Source organism: Actinomycetospora soli (assembly GCF_021026295.1).
GTDB lineage: Bacteria > Actinomycetota > Actinomycetes > Mycobacteriales > Pseudonocardiaceae > Actinomycetospora > Actinomycetospora soli.
This window is the reverse complement of record NZ_JAJNDA010000005.1, coordinates 313435-333568: the sequence shown is the minus strand read 5'-3', so window position 1 is coordinate 333568 and position 20134 is coordinate 313435. Positions and strand designations below refer to the sequence as shown.

The window sequence follows — 20134 nt, the reverse complement described above, 5'->3', positions numbered from 1 at the left end:
CCCGCGGCGTCCGGTGCGCGAGAGTGCCGTTCGTCCGTCCCTGGTCCGGCTAGATCGTCGCCGCGGCCGCCTCGTCGAGCAGCCACAGCGTCCGCTCCGTGCCGGCGAGCCCGGCGAGCGGGATCTCCACCTCGCTCGCCCCGTGGGCGGCCTTCGCCAGCGCCTCGGCCTTGCCCTCGCCGGTGGCCACCAGCCACACCTCCCGCGCGGACCGTGCGGCGGCCAGCGTGAGCGAGATGCGGGTCGGCGGCGGCTTCGGACAGTCGCGCACCGCCACCACCCCGGCCGCCGTCGCGTGCACGGCGGGGGAGTCGGGGAACACCGACAGGGTGTGTCCCTCCGGCCCGCAGCCGGCGAGCAGCACGTCGAACGCCGGGATGCCGGGGACGCCCTCACCGAGCCGGGCGGCCGCCTCGGTGAGCACCTGGGCGTAGGCCTGCGCCCCCGCGTCGGGGTCGGCGGAGTCCTCGGACTCCAGCGCCGACGGCCCGGGCGTCGACGACGCCATCGGGTGCACCCGGGCCGGGTCGAGCGCCAGCCGGTCGAGCAGGGCCGCGCGGGCCTGGGCGTCGTTGCGGTCCTCGGACCCGGCGGGGACGAAGCGCTCGTCGCCCCAGAACACCTCGACCTGCGACCAGTCGACGGTGTCGACGTCGGGCGAGGCCGCCACCGCCTCGAGCATCGCGATCCCGATGCCGCCGCCGGTGAGGACCACCGAGGCGACGCCACGGGCGGACTGGGCGGCGGCGAGCGCCGCGAGCAGCCGTGCCGCGCCGTCCGCCGCCACCGACCCGTCGTCGGGAAGGGTGATGACCTGCCGCCCGCTCACGATGGCACCTCCTCGGCCGACGATGCCGGCGTCTCGACGCGCGAGATGGCCTCGAGCGCCTCGTGGAAGATCTCGTCCGGGTCGAGCCGACGGAGCTCCTCGGCCAGACAGTCGCGCGCGGTCCGGCGGGGGAGCGCGACGCGACGGACCGGCTGGCCGGGCTGGGTGAGCTTCGCGGTCTTCGAGTCCTGCCGCGTGAGCTCCACCGTGCCCGACGGACGCTCGAGCCGGACCCCTCCGAGGTGACCGCCCGGGACGTCGACCACGCGACGGGTCACGGGCACGTCGAGCCGCGAGGACAGCCAGCCCGCGAGCAGGTCCGCCGACGCGGACTCCGCGAGCCCGTCGACCTCGGCCCGCGTCACCGCCTCGTACGGCGGCTCGTCGAGCGCGGACGTGATCAGCGCCCGCCACCCGGTGATCCGGCTCCACGCCAGGTCGGTGTCCCCGGCGTGGTAGTTCGCGCCGAGCTCGAGCAGCGTCCGCGCGGGCGACTCCGTCGTGGAGACGTCGGTGATCCGCCGCCCCGCGACCGCACCCACCGGGTCCGCGGACGGGCAGGTCGGTGGCTCGCCGGGCCACCAGGTGACGATCGGCGCGTCGGGCAGCAGCAGCGGGACGATGATCGACCCGCCGTGGTCGGCCAGCGGCCCGTACATCCGCAGCACGATGACCTCGCTGGCGCCGGCGTCCCCGCCGATGCGGATCTGCGCGTCCAGCCGGGTCGCGGCCTGACGCTGCCCGCGGGCCAGCACGAGGACCCGGCAGGGGTGCTCGCGGGAGGCGTCGTTCGCGGCCTGGATGGCCTGCTCGGCCTCCGGGCCGTCGACGGTGGAGATGACGAGGGTGAGCACGCGCCCGAGGGCCACCGCGCCCGCCGACTCGCGCAGCTGCACCATCTTGCGGTTGACCGCCGACGTGTCCGTCGAGGGCAGGTCGACGATCACGGTCGCCTCCAGACACGCCCGGTCCGCGAGAGCAGCTCGTCGGCCGACGGCGGGCCCCAGGTGCCCGCCGCGTAGTGGTCCGGGGAGCCCTCGCGGTGCCACTTGGTGATCACCGGGTCGAGGATGCGCCAGGACAGCTCGACCTCGGTGTTGGTCGGGAACAGCGACGGCTCGCCGAGCAGGACGTCGAGCAGCAGCCGCTCGTAGGCCTCGGGGGAGGCCTCGGTGAACGCGGTGCCGTACCCGAAGTCCATGGTGACGTCGCGGACCTCCATGCCCGAGCCCGGGACCTTCGAGCCGAACCGCAGCGTGACGCCCTCGTCCGGCTGCACGCGCACCACCAGGGCGTTCTGCCCCAGCTCCTCGGTCATCGTCTGGTCGAAGGGCAGGTGCGGCGCCCGCTTGAACACCACGGCGATCTCGGTGACGCGGCGGCCGAGCCGCTTGCCGGTGCGCAGGTAGAACGGCACGCCCGCCCACCGCCGGGTGTTCACGGCGCAGGTGATCGCCGCGTAGGTCTCGGTGACCGAGTCGGGCGGGAAGCCCTCCTCCTGCTGCAGGCCCTTCACCTCGGTGGAGCCCTGCCACCCGCCCGCGTACTGGCCCCGGGCGGTCGTCTCCTCCAACGGCTCCACGAGCGACGTGGCGGAGAGGACCTTGATCTTCTCCTCGCGCAGGTCGTCGGGGGAGAACGACAGCGGCTCCTCCATCGCGGTGAGCGCGAGGAGCTGCAGGAGGTGGTTCTGGATGACGTCCCGGGCCGCGCCGATGCCGTCGTAGTAACCGGCCCGGCCGCCCACGCCGATGTCCTCGGCCATCGTGATCTGCACGTGGTCGACGTGGTGGGCGTTCCAGATCGGCTCGAACAGCTCGTTGGCGAAGCGCAGCGCGAGCAGGTTCTGCACCGTCTCCTTGCCGAGGTAGTGGTCGATGCGGAACACCGACTGCTCGGGGAAGACGTCGTTGACGATCGCGTTCAGCTCCCGGGCCGACGCCAGGTCGTGCCCGAAGGGCTTCTCGATGACGACCCGCCGCCACGCGTCCTCGGTCGAGTCCGCCAGACCGGCCCGGGAGAGCTGCTTGCACACCGTCGGGAACGCGTCGGGCGGGATCGACAGGTAGAACGCGTGGTTGCCGTTCGTGCCGCGCTCGGTGTCCAGCTCGGCGACGGTGTCGGCGAGGCGGTCGAACGCGGCGTCGTCGTCGAAGGTGCCCTGCACGAACCGCAGCCCCTCGGCGAGGCGGTCCCACACCTCGGAGCGGAACGGCGTGCGCGAGTGCTGGCGCACCGCGTCGTAGACGATCTCGGCGAAGTCCTCGTGCGACCAGGCGCGGCGGGCGAAGCCGACCAGCGCGAAGCCGGGCGGCAGCAGCCCCCGGTTCGCGAGGTCGTAGATCGCGGGCATGAGCTTCTTGCGCGCGAGGTCACCGGTGATCCCGAACAGCACGAGGCCGCTCGGGCCGGCGATCCGCGGCAGGCGCTTGTCCCGCTCGTCCCGCAGCGGGTTGCGCCACGAGGCGGGGGCAGTCACCGACCGACCTCGGCGACCGCGTTCGTCAGGGCGACGAGCCCGGCGGCCCGGTCGGCCAGGTGCAGGCGCAGGACGGGGCGGCCGTGCTGCGAGATCACCTGGGCGTCCCCGGCGGCCTGCGCGTGCTGCAGCTCGCCGAAGGTGAACGGCTGGTCCGGGATCGCCAGGTCGTCGGCAACCGACCCCGTGATCTGCAGGAACACGCCGTTCTGGTGCCCGCCCTTGTGGTACTGGCCGGTGGAGTGCAGGAACCGGGGGCCCCACCCGAAGGTGGTCTGCAGCCCCGTGTTCTTCGCGATCTCCGGACGCAGCACCTCGGCCGAGGCGTCGTCGAGCCGGTCGAGATAGGCCTGGACCGCGACGTACCCGCCGTCGGGGGCCTGGTCGATCAGCTGCTGGAGCGCCTCGGTGAGGGTGGCGGGGGAGCGCAGCCACTCGCCGCGGACCTCCACCGCGCCCTCCACGAGCACGGGCGCCTCGTCGGAGCCGGTGGCGCCGTCCCCGCCGAGGAGGTCGCGCGTGGCCTGCTTGGCCGACTCGACGTCGGGCTGGTCGAACGGGTTGATCCCGATCAGGCGGCCCGCCAGGGCCACCGCGGTCTCCCACAGCAGGAACTGCGCCCCGAGCGACCCCTCGGTCGCGATCTTCGCGTTCCCGACGGCGGGTCCGATCGTCACGGTGGTCGCGTCGCGCCCGTGGTCGGCGAAGCCCGGGGCGTCCGGCGACTCGACGACGACGGGGAGCAGCCCGAGGCCCTGCTTGCCGGTGGACTCGGCGATGAGCTGCTCGGCCCAGTCCCCGAACCCGATCAGGCCGGAGCCCGAGTCGGCCAGCACGACCTTCTCCGCGCCCGCGTTGTGCGCGGCCGCCAGGGCGGCGCCCAGCTGGATCGCCGGGTTGTCGGCGGAGTCGCGCTGCAGCTCCGGGGCCGCCGCGGCGGCCTCGTCGAGCAGGCCGCCGACGTCGACGCCCGCGAGCGCGCTCGGCACGAGGCCGAACGCGGTGAGCGCCGAGTAGCGCCCTCCGACGTTGGGGTCCGCCTCCACGGTCGTGCGGTAGCCCTGCTCGGCCGCGAGGTCGCCGAGCTTGGTGCCCGGGTCGGTCACCACGACCATGCGGCTCGCGGCGTCGATCCCGTTCGCCGCGAACTGCTCGGCGAACACGCGACGCTGGCTGTCGGTCTCGACCGTCCCGCCGGACTTCGAGCTGACCACCAGGACGGTGCGCGCGAGGTCGCCGGCGAGGGCGTCGGTGACCTGGCCGGGGTCGGTCGTGTCGAGCACCGTGATCGGGTGCCGGCCGCCGACGGCCGAGCCCGACCGGGTGTGGCAGATGACCTCGGGCGCCAGCGACGAGCCGCCCATGCCGGCGAGGACGACGCGGTCGACACCCTCGGCGTGCAGGTCGCCCCGCAGCGCGGTCAGGCGCTCCACCAGCGGCTTCGACGACTCGTACAGCGTCACCCACGACAGCCGCTTCGACGCCTCGTCGCGCGCGTCGGGCCCCCACAGGGTGTCGTCCTGCCGGGCCAGCTTCGACGCGACCTCGTCGGTCACCAGCTTCTCGACGAGGGCCGACGCGGCCTCCGCGAGCTGCGCGTCGACCACGGAGACCGTCAGCGGGGCCTCGACGGGGGCGCTCACGACTGCTCCGGGCTGCGCCGCGTGAGCTGCTCGGAGATGGTCTCCAGGAGCTCCGTCCAGGCCTTCTCGAACTTGTCGACGCCCTCGTCCTCGAGCACCTGGTAGACGTCGTCGACGTCGATCCCGACGTCGGCGAGCGCGGCGAACACCTCGCCCGCGGCGTCGGCGGTGCCGGAGACGGCGTCGCCGTGCAGCTCGCCGTGGTCGGCGAACGCGTCGAGGGTCGCCTCGGGCATCGTGTTCACGGTGTCCGGGGCCACCAGCTCGGTCACGTAGAGCGTGTCCGGGTAGGCCTTGTTCTTCACGCCCGTCGACGCCCAGAGCGGACGCTGCACGGTCGCGCCGGCGCCCTTGAGGGTCGCCCAGCGCTCGGTGGAGAACGTGTCGAGGTAGGCCTGGTAGGCGAGCCGGGCGTTGGCCACGGCTGCCGTGCCGCGCAGGGCCAGGGCGGCGTCGGTGCCGATCGCCTCGAGCCGCTTGTCCACCTCGGTGTCCACGCGGGAGACGAAGAACGACGCCACGGAGCCCATGGCCGACAGGTCGTGCCCGTTGCTGCGGGCCTGCTCCATGCCGGCGAGGAAGGCGTCCATGACGGCGCGGTGGCGGTCGACCGAGAAGATCAGCGTGACGTTGACGCTGATGCCCTCGGCGAGCACGCGGGTGATCGCCGGGAGCCCCTCGGGGGTGGCCGGGATCTTGATCATCAGGTTGGGGCGGTCGACGGTCTTCCAGAGGTCGACGGCCTCGGCGACGGTCTTCTCGGTGTCGTGCGCGCTGCGCGGGTCGACCTCGAGCGAGACGCGGCCGTCCTTGCCCGCGGTCTCGCTGTAGACGTTGCGGAAGATGTCGCAGGCGTGCCGCACGTCGTCGGTGGTGATCTCGCGGACGGCGTCCTCGACCGAGGCGCCGCGGCGTGCGAGGTCGTCGAGCTGCTCGGCGTAGTGGTCCGCGTCGGCGAGCGCCGCCTGGAAGATCGACGGGTTCGAGGTGACCCCGACGACGTGCTTGCGCTCGATGAGCTCGGCCAGGTTGCCGCTCATGATGCGCTGGCGGGACAGGTCGTCGAGCCAGATGGAGACGCCGGCGGCCGACAGGTCCGCCAGGGGGGTGGAGCTCATGATGTCCTCACTTCGCGTCGCTCCGGAGGTCACTTCGACGCGCGCGCCAGCGAGCGGCGGGCGGCGTCGACGACGGCCTCGGCGGTGAAACCGAACTTCTCGAACAGGGTCTTGTAGTCCGCGCTGGCACCGAAGTGCTCGATGGAGACGGGCTCGCCCGTGGTGCCCAGCAGGCGGTACCAGGGCTGCGCCACGCCGGCCTCGACGGAGACGCGGGCGGTCACCGACGACGGGATGACGCTCTCCTGGTAGTCCGCGTCCTGGTTCTCGAACCAGTCGAGGCAGGGCATGGACACCAAACGGGTGGGAACGCCGTCGGCCTCGAGGGTCTTCCGGGCCTCGACCGCGAGCTGCACCTCCGAGCCGGTGGCCACGATGACGACCTGCGGGTCGCCGGAGGCGTCCTCGAGCACGTAGCCGCCGCGTGCGACGCCCTCGGCCGAGGTGTGCTCCAGCACCGGGAGGTTCTGGCGGGTGAGCGCCAGGCCGGCCGGGCCGGTCGGGTTGTCCAGGACCGCCTTGAACGCGTACGCGGTCTCGTTCGGGTCGGCGGGCCGCACGACCGACATGCGCGGGATGGCCCGCAGGCTCGCGAGCTGCTCGATCGGCTGGTGGGTCGGGCCGTCCTCGCCGAGACCGATCGAGTCGTGGGTCCAGATGTAGGTGGTGTTCAGGTTCATCAGCGCCGCCAGGCGGACCGGGGGCCGCATGTAGTCGGAGAAGATGAGGAAGGTGCCGCCGAACACCCGCGTGCCGCCGTGCAGGGCGATCCCGTTGAGGATCGAGCCCATCGCGTGCTCGCGGACACCGAAGTGCAGGACGCGGCCGTAGGGGCTCATCTGCCCCCAGTTGTTCGTCTCGACGCTCGCGGGCCCGAACGACGGCGAGTCGGGGATCGTCGTGTTGTTGCTCTCGGCGAGGTCGGCCGAGCCGCCCCACAGCTCCGGCAGCTGCGGGCCCACGGCACCGAGGATCTGCTGCAGCGCCTTGCGGGTCGCGAGCGGTTTGTCGTCGGTGGTCCAGGTGGGCAGCGCGTCCGCCCAGCCGGACGGCAGCTCGCGCTTCGCCATCCGGTCGAACAGCTCGCGCCGCTCCGGGTTGGCCTGCGCCCAGTCGTCGAACTTCTTCGTCCAGGCCTCGTGCGCCTGACGACCGCGCTCCTTGACCTCGCGGGCGTGCGCCAGGACCTCGTCCTCGATCTGGAAGGACTTCTCCGGGTCGAAGCCGAGGATCTTCTTGACCTCGGCCACCTCGTCGTCGCCGAGGGCGGCGCCGTGCGCGGCACCGGTGTTCATCTTCTCCGGCGCGGGGTAGCCGATGACCGTGCGCAGCGCGATGAAGCTGGGCCGGCCGGTCTCGGCCTTGGCGTTCTCGATGGCCTCGCGGATGCCGACGACGTTCTCGCCGCCGCGCACCACCTGGGTGTGCCAGCCGTAGGCCTCGTAGCGCCCGACGACGTCCTCGGACAGCGCGACGGACGTGTCGTCCTCGATCGAGATGTGGTTGTCGTCGTAGAAGACGATCAGGTTGCCGAGCTGCTGGCGGCCCGCGATCGAGCTCGCCTCGGCGGTGACGCCCTCCTCGATGTCCCCGTCGGAGGCGATCACGTAGACGAAGTGGTCGAAGGGGCTCTCGCCGGGCGCCGCCTCGGGGTCCCACAGCCCGCGCTCGCGGCGGGCGGCCATCGCCATGCCGACGCTGGAGGCGAGGCCCTGGCCGAGCGGCCCCGTCGTGATCTCGACCCCGGTCGTGTAGCCGTGCTCGGGGTGGCCCGGCGTCTTCGAGCCCCAGGTCCGCAGCTGCTCGAGGTCGGTCATCTCGAGGCCGTAGCCCGAGAGGAAGAGCTGGATGTAGAGCGTGAGGCTGGAGTGGCCCGCGGAGAGCACGAAGCGGTCGCGGCCCGGCCAGTCCGCGTCGGCCGGGTCGTGCGTCATCGTGTGCTGGAACAGCGTGTAGGCGAGCGGCGCCAGCGACATGGCCGTGCCGGGGTGACCGTTGCCGACCTTCTGCACCGCGTCGGCGGCGAGCACGCGGACCGTGTCGACGGCGCGCTGGTCGAGGTCGGACCAGTCGTCGGGACGGTGCGGGGTGGTGAGGGCTTCGATCTCCTCGGGCGACTCGCTCGCCGGGTGGGTGCTCTCGGTCGTGGTCACGAACCTGCTCTCCCTGTGTCTCACGTCGGTGGGCCGCGTTCGGGTGGTCGCGTCCCGGTGGTCCGGGTCGACTCGTCCGCAGGGCGGGCGCCCCGGTGGGCCGGGTCGCGCCGGTGCGATCTGGATCGATCCGGAATGTCCGTCGAGCCCATGCTGTCACGTCGGGGTGGCGCTGCGGTGGACCGTCGGAGTCCCTCACGCGCAGATACCCGCTCGGCGCTGCGCGGACACGCCGCGACGGGCGCCGACCGGGCACGACGCAGCGCCCTCTACGATCACGTCCTGCTCCCGTCACGCGCGTCCGCGCGGGTGACGTGTCCCGCACCACCACCCCCTGCCGGGGGGCGGGCGAGCGCGAGGGACGCCCGGGGTGCAGACTGCAATCCACGACAGCGTGTAGGAGGCGGCCCGCTGGGCCGCCGAACGCCTGAGAGGACCGGGTGATCGGGTGAGCACGGCGGTCGGTCCGACGCCGACGGGGGCGAGGACCAGGCTCGGCGGGTACTGGGCCCGCTCCGCGGCCACCGTCCGCGCGTACCTCGCGCTGACGAAGGCCCGGATCATCGAGCAGCTGCTCGTGGTCACCGTGCCGGCGATGATGCTCGCCCAGCGCGCGGTGCCGTCGCTGTGGTTGGTCCTGGCGGTGCTGCTCGGCGGGGCCGCCGCGGCGGCCAGCGCCCACGCGCTGAACTGCGTGATCGACGCCGACATCGACGCCAAGATGGCGCGCACCCGCAAGCGCCCCCTGGCGCGGGACGCCGTCCCACGCTCGCACGCGCTCGTGTTCGGCCTCGTGCTCGGTGCGCTCTCCGCGGTGTGGCTGGGCCTGACGGCCAACTGGGTCGCCGCGGCCCTGTCCGTCGCCGCGATCGCCTTCTACATCGTGGTCTACACGCTGGTGCTCAAGCGCCGGACCTCGCAGAACATCGTCTGGGGCGGCGCCGCCGGCTGCATGCCCGTGGTGATCGGCTGGGCGGCCGTCACGGGCACCGTGGAGTGGCCCGCGCTGGTGCTGTTCGGGATCATCTTCTTCTGGACGCCCCCGCACTTCTGGGCCCTCGCGATGCGCTACCGCGACGAGTACGCCGCCGCGGGCGTCCCGATGCTCCCGGTCGTCGCCGCGCCGCAGCGGGTCTCGCGCCAGATCGTCCTCTATTCGTGGGCGATGGTGGCGTGGTCGGTGTTGCTGGTGCCCGCGACCTCGTGGATCTACCTCGTGACCGCCGTCGTCGGGGGCGCGTGGTTCCTCGTCGCCGCGCACCGGCTCGACCGGGCCGTGCACCGCGACGAGGTCGTGAACTCGATGCGCCTGTTCCACCTGTCCAACACGTACCTCACGGGTCTGTTCGTCGCGGTGGCCGTGGACTCGGCGTTCGGGTGGCCCGTCTTCGGCTGGCCCTTCTAGCTCGTCCGCCGTCGGTTTCTCCGCGACCGGCACACCACGCAGGTCCGGCACCGCCCGAACCTGCCTGAGTGACCACTCGCGGGACCGGCCCGGGTTGGCTCGCGCACCCGCCGACCTCCACCCCCACGACTGGCACACCACGCAGGTCCAGCACCGCCCGAACCTGCCTGAGCAACCACTCGCGGGACCGGCCCGGGTTGGCTCGCGCACCCGCCGACCCCCACCCCCACGACTGGCACACCACGCAGGCCCGGCACCGCCCGAACCTGCCTCAGCGACCACTCGCGGGACCGGCCCGGGTCGGCTCCGGCGCCCACCGACCTCCACCCCCACGACTGGCACACCACGCAGGCCCGGCACCGCCCGAACCTGCCTCAGCGACCACTCGCGCAGCGGCCCGGGTCGGCTCCGGCGCCCACCGACCTCCACCCCCACGACTGGCACACCACGCAGGCCCGGCACCGCCCGAACCTGCCTCAGCGACCACTCGCGGGCCTCTCAGAGGACGCACCCACGCAGGGCGAGGGTCTTGCACAGTCGGCGGACGAACTGGAGCGGGAACCGCAGGTCGTCCGCCGTGCAGGGCACCACGATCCAGCCGCAGGACGCGAGTTCAGCGAACCGCGACTGATCGCGCCGCCACTGCTCCTGGTCCCGCCGGTGCACGTCACCCTGGTACTCGGCCGCGACTTTGAACTCTTCCCACCCGAAGTCGACGAAGGCGACGAAGAAGTCCTGCGCGTCGCGCACCTCGAACTGCAGGGTCGGGGTCGGGACGCCGAGCTGCGCCATCGCCAGCCGCATCACCGTCTCCGGTCGAGAGCCCGCCCGCGGATCCGACGCCTCCACGGCGGGGGCCACCCGTCGAGCACCCCGGGCGCCGGCAGGGCGGTCCAACAGACGTTCGGGCCTGAAACGACCGACCCGGGCGAGCGCGTCGAGAGCGACCACCCCGTCGACGAATCCGCGCCGCCGGACGAGGTCCCAGGCCGTCCGCTCCGGCGTCGTCACGAGAAGGCCGTCCACCTCGGCGATGTCGGCCGGAGCCAGGACGTCGCGCCGGATCGTCAGGCCCGGTCGTGGTCGGACCCGGCGCAGACCGACGACCAGCTCCACGGGTGTACCGCGCGGGGCGATGTCGGCCCCGTGGAGCTCGGTGGCCGCGTAGCCGCCCACCACGGGTGGCTCGCCGCGGACGTAGAGCACGGCCTCCCGTGTCCGGCCGATGAGGTCGTCGGGCCCGGCCACGCTGTCGGTGAGCTGGTGGACGTTCGGATACAGCCGTGTCGTGCCCAGACCGGCGAGGCGTCCTCGGGTGATCCGCCCGGCCGCCACGGCCTCACTGGCTCGGAAGGGTCCGCTGATGTTCTCCACATCAGCTCGGACTGCGCCGGCCGGCGACCGGTTCCACCTTTCTCGCGACTGGCACACCACGCATGTCGGACAGCCCCGGAACCTGCCTGAGTGACCACTCGCGCACGGCTGTGACGGGCCGGGCGCGCACCTAGGCCCACCGACGCCCCACGACTGGCACACCATGCATGTCGGACAGCCCCAGAACCTGCCTGAGTGACCACTCGCGCACGGAGGTGATGGGCGCATCCCGCGCCCCCTACGGCACCAGCAGCAGCTTCCCCGTGGAGGCCCGCCCCTCGAGGTCCCGGTGGGCGTCCACGGCCGCCTCGAGGGGGTACCGCGCCCCGACCCGCACCGACAGCGACCCGTCCGCCACCGCCGCGAACACCTCCGCCGCGCGGGCGCGCAACGACGCGGTCGTCCGCACGTGCCACCCCAGTGACGGGCGGGTCAGGTACACCGAGCCGGCCGCGTTGAGCCGCTGCGGGTCCACCGGCGGCACGGGCCCGGAGGCCGCGCCGTAGAGCGCCAGCACACCCCGCACCCGCAGCGCGGCCAGCGACCCGTCGAACGTCGTCGCGCCCACCCCGTCGTACACCGCCGCAACGCCGGCACCCGACGTCAGCGACCGGGCCTCCTCGGCGAAGTCCTCGTAGCCGAGCACCGACGACGCCCCCGCCGCCCGGGCGAGCGACGCCTTCTCCGGCGTCGACGTCGTCGCGAGCACCGTCGCACCCAGCGCCGAGGCCATCTGGCACAGCAGCAGCCCCATGCCGCCCGCCCCGGCGTGCACGAGCACGGTGTCCCCGGGCTGCACCGCGTACGTGTCGTGCAGCAGGTAGTGCGCGGTCAGCCCCTGCAGGAGCACGGCCGCCGCGAGGTCCACCGACACGCCGGAGGGCACCGGAACGCACCGCGCCGCCGGGATCGCCGCCGCCTCCGCGTAGGTGCCCGGGCCGTCGCAGAACGCCACGACGTCGCCCACCGCCAGGTCGGTCACCGCCGACCCGACCGCCCGCACCGTCCCGGCACCCTCCAGCCCCGGCACGGCGGGCAGCGTCGCGGGGTAGAGCCCGCTGCGCAGGTAGGTGTCGATGTAGTTCACCCCGGCCGCGGCGACATCGACCAGCACGTCCTCCGCGCCCACCTCGGGCTCGGGCACCTCGGCCGGGACCAGGACCTCGGGCCCGCCGTGGGCCTCCACGCGAACGGCACGCATGGAGATCAATCTAGGACTGCGCCACCGCCATCGCGCGCGAGGACGTTCCCGACGACGGGTCCGCGAGCGCGGGTCGGGTGGTCCCGGCCCACAGCCACGCCGTGGCCGCGACGACGAGCATCGAGCCCAGCACGTGCAGCGCCACGAGCACCTCGGGCACGCCGATCGCGTACTGGACGCCACCGAGCACGCCCTGCGCGAGCGTCACGGCGACGAGCACGCGGAACCGGACCAGCACCGACCGCGGCGCCGCCACGGCGTGCAGCAGGAAGCCCAGGCCCACGAGCAGGCCGAGGAACGCGAACAGCAGGTGCGCGTGAGCCATGGCGAGGTCGGCGACCGAGAACGCCGTCAGGCGCGGCGTGGCCGGGTCGCCCGCGTGCGGGCCGGCCGCCGTGACCAGCGTGCCCACCACCACCAGCGCGACGAGCACGGCCGCGCTCACCCCGACGAGCCCGCGCACCGCCCGCGGGACGACGGTCTCGCGCGCCTCGGTCGGGGACTCGAGGGCCCACGCGTCCCGCGCCAGCAGCACCGCGAGCCAGACGAGCGGCACCGAGACGATGAAGTGCGGCGCCACCGTGTACCAGGCGAGCCCGGTCAGCACGGTGATCCCGCCGATCACGGCCTGGGCGACCACCCCGAGCGGCATGGTGCAGGCCAGCAGGAGCAGCCGACGGCGCCGCGGCCGCACGAACAGGGCCGCGATCACGCAGGCGCCCGTCACGAGCACGAGCGCGATGCCCAGCAGCCGGTTGCCGAACTCGATCCACTGGTGCAGCGCCGAGATCTCGGCGTGCGCGACCGGGACCATGCTGCCGGGGAAGCACTGCGGCCAGGTCGGGCAGCCCAGGCCGGAGCCGGTGACGCGCACGGCGGCGCCGGTCACCGCGATCCCGCCCTGGCCGACCACGGCCGCGACCGCGAGCCCTCGCATCAGCGCCGGGGGAGTCCTCACGACCCCGAGCCTACGACAACGGGTAGTTGAGCACCCATCAGTCCCACTTCAGCGTGCGGCCCGCCACGAGACCCGCCACGACGCCCCACACGAGCAGGACGACGACGTGCCCGAGCCCCGGCGTCCCGCCGAGCAGAACGTCGCGCAGGCCCTCCGCGAGCGCGCCGCTGGGCAGCAGCATGACGAGACTCCCCAGGGCACCGGGGAGCTGGTCGGCCGGCACCACGATGCCGCCGACGAACAGCAGGACGAACCACACGACGTTGGCGATGACGAGCACGAGGTCCGCGCGCACCGACCCGCCGAGCAGCAGCCCGCACGCACCGAAGGCGCCGGCCCCGAGGACGACCAGCAGCAGCGCCCAGCCGAGCGACCCGGCGTCGGGACGCCAGCCCAGGGCCAGCGCGACCCCGCCGAGGACGACGACCTGGATGACGACCACCGCCGCCATGCCGCCCAGGCGTCCGGTGACGACGAGCCAGCGGGGGATCGCCGTCGCGGCGAGCCGCCGCATGAGGCCGTAGCGCCGGTCGAAGCCCAGCGCGATGGCCTGCGAGGTGAAGCCGGTGGACATCATGGCGAGCGCGAGCACGGTGCCGAGCGCGGCGTTCACCCGCGGCTCGGGCAGCTCGACGAGCCCCTGCAGCAGCGTGAGCCCGATCAGCAGGGCGAGCGGGATGACGAGCGTGAGCAGCAGCTGCTCGGAGTGCCGCAGCGCGAGCAGCGTCTCGGTGCGCGTGTGCACGGCGAGCATGCGTCCGCGCGAGCCCGCCCCGGGGTCGGGGGAGAAGGTGCCGGTGTCGAAGCCGGTGCTCACGAGCGCAGCTCCCGCCCGGTGAGGTCGAGGAAGACGTCCTCGAGGCTGCGGCGGCCCACCCGCACGTCGTCGGCGAGCACGCCCTGGCGCGCGCACCAGGCGGTGACGGCGGCGAGGACCTGCGGGTCGATCCGGCCCGACACGGTGTAGTGGCCGGGCGGCCCCTCCTTCGAGAGGTAGCCCTCGGGCAGCACGCCCTCGAGCAGCGTGAGGTCCATGCCGGGCGGCGCGCGGAAGCGCATCGTGTCCTCGGCACCGGAGGTGGTGAGCTCCTCGGGGGAGCCCGCGGCGACGACGCGGCCGTGGTCGACGATCACGACGTCGTCGGCCAGCGCCTCGGCCTCCTGCATGAAGTGCGTGGTCAGCAGGACGGCGACCCCGTCGGTGCGCAGGGCCCGCACGAGGTCCCAGACCAGGTGCCGACCCTGCGGGTCGAGGCTCGAGGTGGGTTCGTCGAGGAACACCAGCTCCGGCCGCCCGACGATCGCGCAGGCGAGGCTGAGCCGCTGCTGCTGGCCGCCGGAGAGCCGCTTGTAGGGCAGCTTCGCGCAGGACTCCAGCCCGAGGGTCTCGATCAGCCAGCCGGTGTCGAGCGGGTGCGCCGAGCAGGCGGCGACGAGGTCGAGCATCTCGCGCACCCGCACCATCGGGTACGCACCACCGCCCTGGGGCATCACCCCGATGCGGGCGCGCAGCGACTCCGGCGCACCCGCCGGGTCCTGCCCGAGCACCCGCACCGCACCTGCCGTCCGGGACCGGAAGCCCTCGCAGACCTCGACGGTCGTCGTCTTGCCGGCGCCGTTCGGCCCCAGCAGCGCGAGGACCCGCCCGTGCCGGAGCTCGAGGTCGAGTCCGTCGACCGCCGTCGTCGTGCTGTAGCGCACGACGAGGTCGTGCACCTCGACGGCCGGTTCCGCACTCACGAGGCCCAGCCTAGGTCTCCGTCCGCGGCGGGACCCGCGGGGTGTTCCCGCGCGCGGCGAGCAGCGGCACGATCGCGACCAGCAGCGCCGCCGTGATCGCCATCGGCAGCTGGTAGGCGCGGAAGGTGAAGTCGTTGCCCGTGGGCGGCACGAGCAGCGAGACGGCGGCGATCACGGCGACCGCGCACCCGCGCACGCGCGGCGCGGTCACCGAGCAGGCCAGCGGCACCATGAGCCACAGCAGGTACCAGGGGTGCAGCACCGGCCCCGCCAGGAACACCGCGCCGAAGCCGTACGCGACGCCCGCCACCGGGTGCAGCCGCCCGCGCAGCACCATGAACACGAGCAGCACGCACACGAGGGCGGCGACGCCGAGCCCGGCCGAGCGGGTGAGCGAGAGCACCGCGTCGGTGTGGTCGCCGAGGCCGAGCCAGATGCCGATCTGGCCGCCGAGCACCCCGAGGTCGGTGGTCACCGACAGCCACGAGCGCAGCAGGTTCGGCACCGACAGGGCGGTGATCCACCCGAAGCCCAGCCCGGAGCCGACGGACACGGCGACCACGACGGCGAGCCCCGTCGCCGCCACGCCCGCGCCGTACCGGACCAGCGCGATCACGCCGTCGCGCCCGGTCGGGTCCTTGCCCGCGGCCAGGCAGCGTTTCCGCGCGACGTGCGCACCCAGGAATGCGAGCGCGAGGATCGCCGGGATCTTCCCGGAGGCGCCGAGGCCGATCAGCAGCGCGCCGACGAACCAGGAGTAGCGGAAGCCGATCTCGAGGCCGAACAGGACGACGCCCATCATGATCGCGTCGTTGTGGATGCCCGAGACGAGGTGGAAGAGCACCAGCGGGCTCACCGCGAGCCACAGCGCCGCGATCGGCTCGACGCCGGCGCGGCGGGCGAGGTGCGGCGCCGCCCAGATCACGAGGCCGAGCCCGATCAGCGCCAGGATCCGGTGCAGGTACACGCCGAGCACGATGTTCTCGCCGGCGATCGCGGTGACCAGCCGCCCGAAGGTGAGGAAGCCCGGGCCGTAGGGCGAGGGCGTCGTCCGCCAGATGGTGGGGATCGAGGCGACCAGCGGGTCGTCGAGCCCGAGGGCCTGCGCGGCGCCGAAGACGTACGGGTCGAAGCCGCGGGAGACGACCTCGGCCTGCGAGAGGTAGCCGTAGACGTCGGTGGAGAACAGCGGCGGCGCCACGGCCAGCGGCGCGCACCACATGACGAGGATGCGGGAGAGCTGTCGCACGGTCAGCCGGACGCGGCCGGGCCAGGCGAGCCGCCCGAGCCAGAGCCAGGCGAGCACGACCATGCCCATGCCGACGTAGGCCATCGCGAGGGACACCGTCGGCAGTCGGCCGGGCAGGCCCAGGACCCGCATCCCCAGCAGGGGGTTGTACGCCGACGCCGGCGTCGCCCCGCACCCGAGCGCCCCGACGGCCATGAGGAGCGCCCCGGTGAAGCCGAACCGCCGGCAGAACCGCAGCCGGCGTCGTTCGTCGGGCGTCGCGGGCGCCTCCGCCGCGGACCGCGACCGGGTCGGCGGCTCGGACCCGGGGGGAGCCGTCGGGGCCGTCGCGGTCACCCCGGGGACGATACCGAGGGCCTTCCCGACGCCGGGTCGGGGCCGGTGGGCGTGACCCGTACCACGCCGGTCCGCCCGGCTTTGCCGGGTCGGGACATATAGGCAAGACTGGTGTTGTCAAAAGCGAGGGCCGATGTGTCATGATCTGCCGGAGTCGATCGATCGGAGGTGGGAGATGAGCCAGGGCGCGCACGACGTGCACCCGGCACACGCTCGCTCCGCCGCCGACGGGCGTACGCGGGACGCGGTGGTCCGCCTCCTCCTCGAGCGCGGACCGACGACCGCCGCGACGCTCGCCGACCAGTTGCAGCTCTCGGGCCCGGGGGTCCGGCGCCACCTCGACGCCCTGTGCGCCGAGGGCACCGTCTCCACCCGGGACGCCCCCGCCTCCGGCAAGCGGGGACGCCCGGCCCGTCAGTTCCTGCTCACCACGTCGGGACGTGCCCGCGCCGGTCGCGGCGAGCACGGTCCGGCCGACCTCGCGGTCGCCGCGCTGCGCCGCCTCGGCGACGCGGCCGGGGAGGACGCGGTCCGCGCGTTCGCCCGCGACCGCGCGCTGGCCATGGTCGGCGCGCACCGCGAGCACATCGAGTCCGGTGCCGACCGGGCCGACAGGGCCCGGCGGCTGGCCGGGGCCCTGACCGCCGAGGGGTACGCGGCCACCAGCCGCGGCGCCACCACGAGCGGTGCGGGCGAGCAGCTGTGCCAGCACCACTGCCCGGTCGCGGACGTCGCGGCCGAGTTCCCCCAGCTCTGCGAGGCGGAGGCCGAGGTCTTCGCCGAGCTGCTGGGCACCCACGTGCAACGGCTGGCCACGATCGCGCGCGGCGACGCCGCGTGCACCACCCACGTGCCGGCCCAGCGCGACCAGCGCACGGGCACCGGTGACTCCACGGAGTCCTCCTCCGCCGCCACCACCACCGGCGGAGCACCCGAGAACCAGGGAAGGCAGGTCGTATGACCACCGCGCCGGAGAAGGAGACGCTGACCCAGGAGGAGACCCTCGCCTCCCTGGGCAGCTACCAGTTCGGCTGGCACGACAGCGACGACGCGGGCGCCAGCGCCCAGCGTGGTCTCAACGAGGCGGTCGTCCGCGACATCTCGGCCAAGAAGAGCGAGCCGGACTGGATGCTCCAGCTGCGCCTGAAGGCGCTCGGCATGTTCGACAAGAAGCCGATGCCGCAGTGGGGTTCCGACCTGTCGGGCATCGACTTCGACAACATCAAGTACTTCGTGCGCTCCACGGAGAAGCAGGCCCAGAGCTGGGAGGACCTGCCCGACGACATCAAGTCGACCTACGACAAGCTCGGCATCCCGGAGGCCGAGAAGGCCCGTCTGGTGGCCGGTGTCGCGGCGCAGTACGAGTCCGAGGTCGTCTACCACCAGATCCGCGAGGACCTGGAGCAGCAGGGTGTCATCTTCATGGACACCGACACCGGGCTGCGTGAGCACCCGGAGCTGTTCGAGGAGTACTTCGGCTCGGTGATCCCGGCCGGCGACAACAAGTTCTCCGCGCTGAACTCGGCGGTCTGGTCCGGCGGCTCGTTCATCTACGTGCCGAAGGGTGTCCACGTCGACATCCCGCTGCAGGCCTACTTCCGGATCAACACCGAGAACATGGGCCAGTTCGAGCGGACGCTGATCATCGTCGACGAGGACGCCTACGTCCACTACGTCGAGGGCTGCACGGCGCCGATCTACTCGAGCGACTCGCTGCACTCCGCGGTCGTCGAGATCGTCGTGAAGAAGGGCGGCCGCTGCCGCTACACGACCATCCAGAACTGGTCGAACAACGTCTACAACCTGGTCACCAAGCGCGCCAAGGCCGAAGAGGGCGCGACCATGGAGTGGGTCGACGGCAACATCGGCTCCAAGGTGACGATGAAGTACCCGGCCGTCTGGCTGACCGGCCCGCACGCCAAGGGCGAGGTGCTCTCGGTGGCGTTCTCCGGCGAGGGTCAGCACCAGGACGCCGGCGCCAAGATGGTGCACCTGGCCCCGCACACGTCGTCGACGATCATCTCGAAGTCGGTGGCGCGCGGCGGCGGTCGGACCTCCTACCGCGGCCTGGTCCGCGTGAACAAGGGGGCGCACCACTCGCGGTCGACGGTGAAGTGCGACGCGCTGCTGGTCGACACGATCAGCCGCTCGGACACCTATCCCTACGTCGACGTCCGCGAGGACGACGTGACGATGGGCCACGAGGCGACCGTCTCGAAGGTCAGCGAGGACCAGCTCTTCTACCTGATGTCCCGCGGCCTCACCGAGGACGAGGCCATGGCGATGATCGTGCGCGGGTTCGTCGAGCCCATCGCGCGCGAGCTGCCCATGGAGTACGCGCTCGAGCTCAACCGCCTGATCGAGCTGCAGATGGAGGGCGCTGTCGGATGACCGACACACCTGTCGCTTCGACCGGGGGCGGTTCGACGACCGCCCCCGGGGCCCCGGTCCTCGACGTGGACCCGGGCATCAAGACCGCCTCGTCGCCGAAGATCGCGCCGTGGGAGGAGCGGTTCACCTCCTACGACGTCGAGGCCTTCGAGGTCCCGCGCGGCCGTGAGGAGCAGTGGCGGTTCACGCCGCTGCGGCGCCTCAACGGCCTGCACGACGGGGCGGCCGCCGACGGCGAGGTCGCCGTCACGGTCCGCTCCGGCTTCGGCGACTCGGCCTCCGACGACCTCGGGGGCGTCCGGGTCGAGCACGTCGGGCGCGACGACGCGCGGATCGGCGAGGGCGGCATCCCCGCCGACCGCGTCGCCGCGCAGGCCTGGTCCGCCTTCCCGACGGCGACCGTGGTCACCGTCGACCAGCCGCGCTCGGACGACGAGCCGCTGACCGTGCAGGTCGAGGGACCCGGCTTCGGGAAGACCGCGTACGCGCACCTGCAGTTGCGCCTGGAGCACCAGGCCGAGGCCGTGGTCGTCGTCGACCACCGCGGCTCCGGCACGGTGGCCGCCAACCTCGAGCTCGTGGTCGGCGACGGCGCCAAGCTGCTGGTCGTCGAGGTCCACGACTGGGCGGACGACGCCGTCTTCGTCGGCGCGCAGCACCTGTCGGTGGGCCGCGACGCGACGATCCGGCACACCTCGGTCACTCTCGGCGGCGACCTCGTGCGGCTCTCGCCGACGGTGAACTACCGCGCGCCCGGCGGCGACGCCGAGCTCGACGGCCTGTACTTCGCCGACGGCGGGCAGCACCTCGAGCAGCGCCTGCTGGTGGACCACACGGCCACCCACTGCCGCTCGCGCGTGATGTACAAGGGCGCGCTGCAGGGCGCCGAGGGCGACAAGGCCGCGCACACGGTGTGGGTCGGCGACGTCCTCATCCGCAAGGAGGCCGAGGGCACCGACAGCTACGAGCTGAACCGGAACCTGCTCCTCACCGACAACGCGCGGGCCGACTCGGTGCCGAACCTCGAGATCGAGACCGGCGAGATCGCCGGCGCCGGTCACGCGTCGGCCACCGGCCGGTTCGACGACGAGCAGCTGTTCTACCTGATGGCCCGCGGGATCCCCGAGGCCCAGGCCCGTCGGCTCGTCGTCCGCGGCTTCTTCGGCGAGGTCATCGCCAAGGTCCGCGTGCCCGCCCTGCGCGACCGGCTCGAGGCGGCCATCGAGGCCGAGCTCGAGGCCGTCGGCGTCTGACCACC

16 protein-coding genes are annotated in these 20134 nt (G+C 73.3%); 4 read left to right on the top strand and 12 right to left on the bottom strand.

The window, feature by feature from the left end; all coding sequences use genetic code 11:
- Positions 1 to 49 precede the first annotated feature (49 nt).
- The 6 genes from pgl to tkt are packed head-to-tail and all read right to left on the bottom strand — an operon-like array spanning position 50 to position 8174.
- Entirely contained in the window at positions 50 to 829 is a 780-nt protein-coding gene (gene pgl / locus LN037_RS10750; protein WP_230751923.1) for a 6-phosphogluconolactonase, read from the bottom strand.
- On the bottom strand, positions 826 to 1776 hold the full coding sequence (locus LN037_RS10745) for a glucose-6-phosphate dehydrogenase assembly protein OpcA (RefSeq protein ID WP_230751922.1): 951 nt from the start codon (positions 1774 to 1776) through the stop codon (positions 826 to 828). The genes pgl and LN037_RS10745 overlap by 4 nt, the downstream gene beginning before the upstream one ends.
- Positions 1773 to 3308, bottom strand: a complete 1536-nt coding sequence (gene zwf / locus LN037_RS10740; RefSeq protein ID WP_230751921.1) for a glucose-6-phosphate dehydrogenase — start codon at positions 3306 to 3308, stop codon at positions 1773 to 1775. Before zwf ends, LN037_RS10745 begins: the two co-directional genes overlap by 4 nt.
- On the bottom strand, positions 3305 to 4951 hold the full coding sequence (locus LN037_RS10735) for a phosphoglucose isomerase-related protein (protein WP_230751920.1): 1647 nt from the start codon (positions 4949 to 4951) through the stop codon (positions 3305 to 3307). The genes zwf and LN037_RS10735 overlap by 4 nt, the downstream gene beginning before the upstream one ends.
- Entirely contained in the window at positions 4948 to 6069 is a 1122-nt protein-coding gene (gene tal / locus LN037_RS10730; RefSeq protein WP_230751919.1) for a transaldolase, read from the bottom strand. Before tal ends, LN037_RS10735 begins: the two co-directional genes overlap by 4 nt.
- A 29-nt stretch (positions 6070 to 6098) precedes the next feature.
- The gene (tkt, locus tag LN037_RS10725) at positions 6099 to 8174 is read right to left on the bottom strand and encodes a transketolase (protein ID WP_230752147.1); all 2076 of its coding nucleotides are present in this window, start codon (positions 8172 to 8174) and stop codon (positions 6099 to 6101) included.
- 496 nt (positions 8175 to 8670) lie between these two features.
- On the opposite strand from tkt, the gene LN037_RS10720 reads away from it, so the two are divergent.
- Entirely contained in the window at positions 8671 to 9627 is a 957-nt protein-coding gene (locus LN037_RS10720; protein ID WP_230751918.1) for a heme o synthase, read from the top strand.
- A gap of 498 nt (positions 9628 to 10125) precedes the next feature.
- Here the strand turns inward: LN037_RS10720 and LN037_RS10715 are convergent, their stop codons facing one another.
- From LN037_RS10715 to mptB, 6 genes are all read right to left on the bottom strand, one after another.
- The gene (locus tag LN037_RS10715) at positions 10126 to 10962 is read right to left on the bottom strand and encodes a type IV toxin-antitoxin system AbiEi family antitoxin (protein ID WP_230751917.1); all 837 of its coding nucleotides are present in this window, start codon (positions 10960 to 10962) and stop codon (positions 10126 to 10128) included.
- A gap of 277 nt (positions 10963 to 11239) precedes the next feature.
- Positions 11240 to 12202 (bottom strand): quinone oxidoreductase family protein, encoded by a 963-nt coding sequence (locus LN037_RS10710; protein WP_230751916.1) that lies wholly within the window; start codon positions 12200 to 12202, stop codon positions 11240 to 11242.
- Between the two features lie 10 nt (positions 12203 to 12212).
- Positions 12213 to 13139, bottom strand: coding sequence for a COX15/CtaA family protein (locus LN037_RS10705; protein WP_255693919.1), 927 nt, complete (start codon positions 13137 to 13139; stop codon positions 12213 to 12215).
- A 58-nt stretch (positions 13140 to 13197) separates the two neighbouring features.
- The gene (locus tag LN037_RS10700; protein ID WP_230751914.1) at positions 13198 to 13977 is read right to left on the bottom strand and encodes an ABC transporter permease; all 780 of its coding nucleotides are present in this window, start codon (positions 13975 to 13977) and stop codon (positions 13198 to 13200) included.
- A complete protein-coding gene (locus LN037_RS10695; RefSeq protein ID WP_230752138.1) occupies positions 13974 to 14909 on the bottom strand; it encodes an ABC transporter ATP-binding protein in 936 nt (311 codons plus the stop codon). The genes LN037_RS10700 and LN037_RS10695 overlap by 4 nt, the downstream gene beginning before the upstream one ends.
- A 1-nt stretch (position 14910) precedes the next feature.
- On the bottom strand, positions 14911 to 16485 hold the full coding sequence (mptB, locus tag LN037_RS10690; RefSeq protein ID WP_230751913.1) for a polyprenol phosphomannose-dependent alpha 1,6 mannosyltransferase MptB: 1575 nt from the start codon (positions 16483 to 16485) through the stop codon (positions 14911 to 14913).
- 175 nt (positions 16486 to 16660) lie between these two features.
- Between mptB and LN037_RS10685 the strand changes: the two genes are divergently transcribed.
- Genes LN037_RS10685 through sufD form a run of 3 tightly spaced genes read left to right on the top strand, consistent with a single transcriptional unit; the run spans position 16661 to position 20129 of the window.
- The gene (locus tag LN037_RS10685; RefSeq protein ID WP_230751912.1) at positions 16661 to 17446 is read left to right on the top strand and encodes a helix-turn-helix transcriptional regulator; all 786 of its coding nucleotides are present in this window, start codon (positions 16661 to 16663) and stop codon (positions 17444 to 17446) included.
- The gene (sufB, locus tag LN037_RS10680) at positions 17443 to 18876 is read left to right on the top strand and encodes a Fe-S cluster assembly protein SufB (protein WP_230751911.1); all 1434 of its coding nucleotides are present in this window, start codon (positions 17443 to 17445) and stop codon (positions 18874 to 18876) included. Before LN037_RS10685 ends, sufB begins: the two co-directional genes overlap by 4 nt.
- Complete coding sequence (gene sufD / locus LN037_RS10675) at positions 18873 to 20129, top strand: Fe-S cluster assembly protein SufD (RefSeq protein WP_230751910.1); 1257 nt, start codon at positions 18873 to 18875, stop codon at positions 20127 to 20129. The genes sufB and sufD overlap by 4 nt, the downstream gene beginning before the upstream one ends.
- Positions 20130 to 20134: the final 5 nt, after the last annotated feature.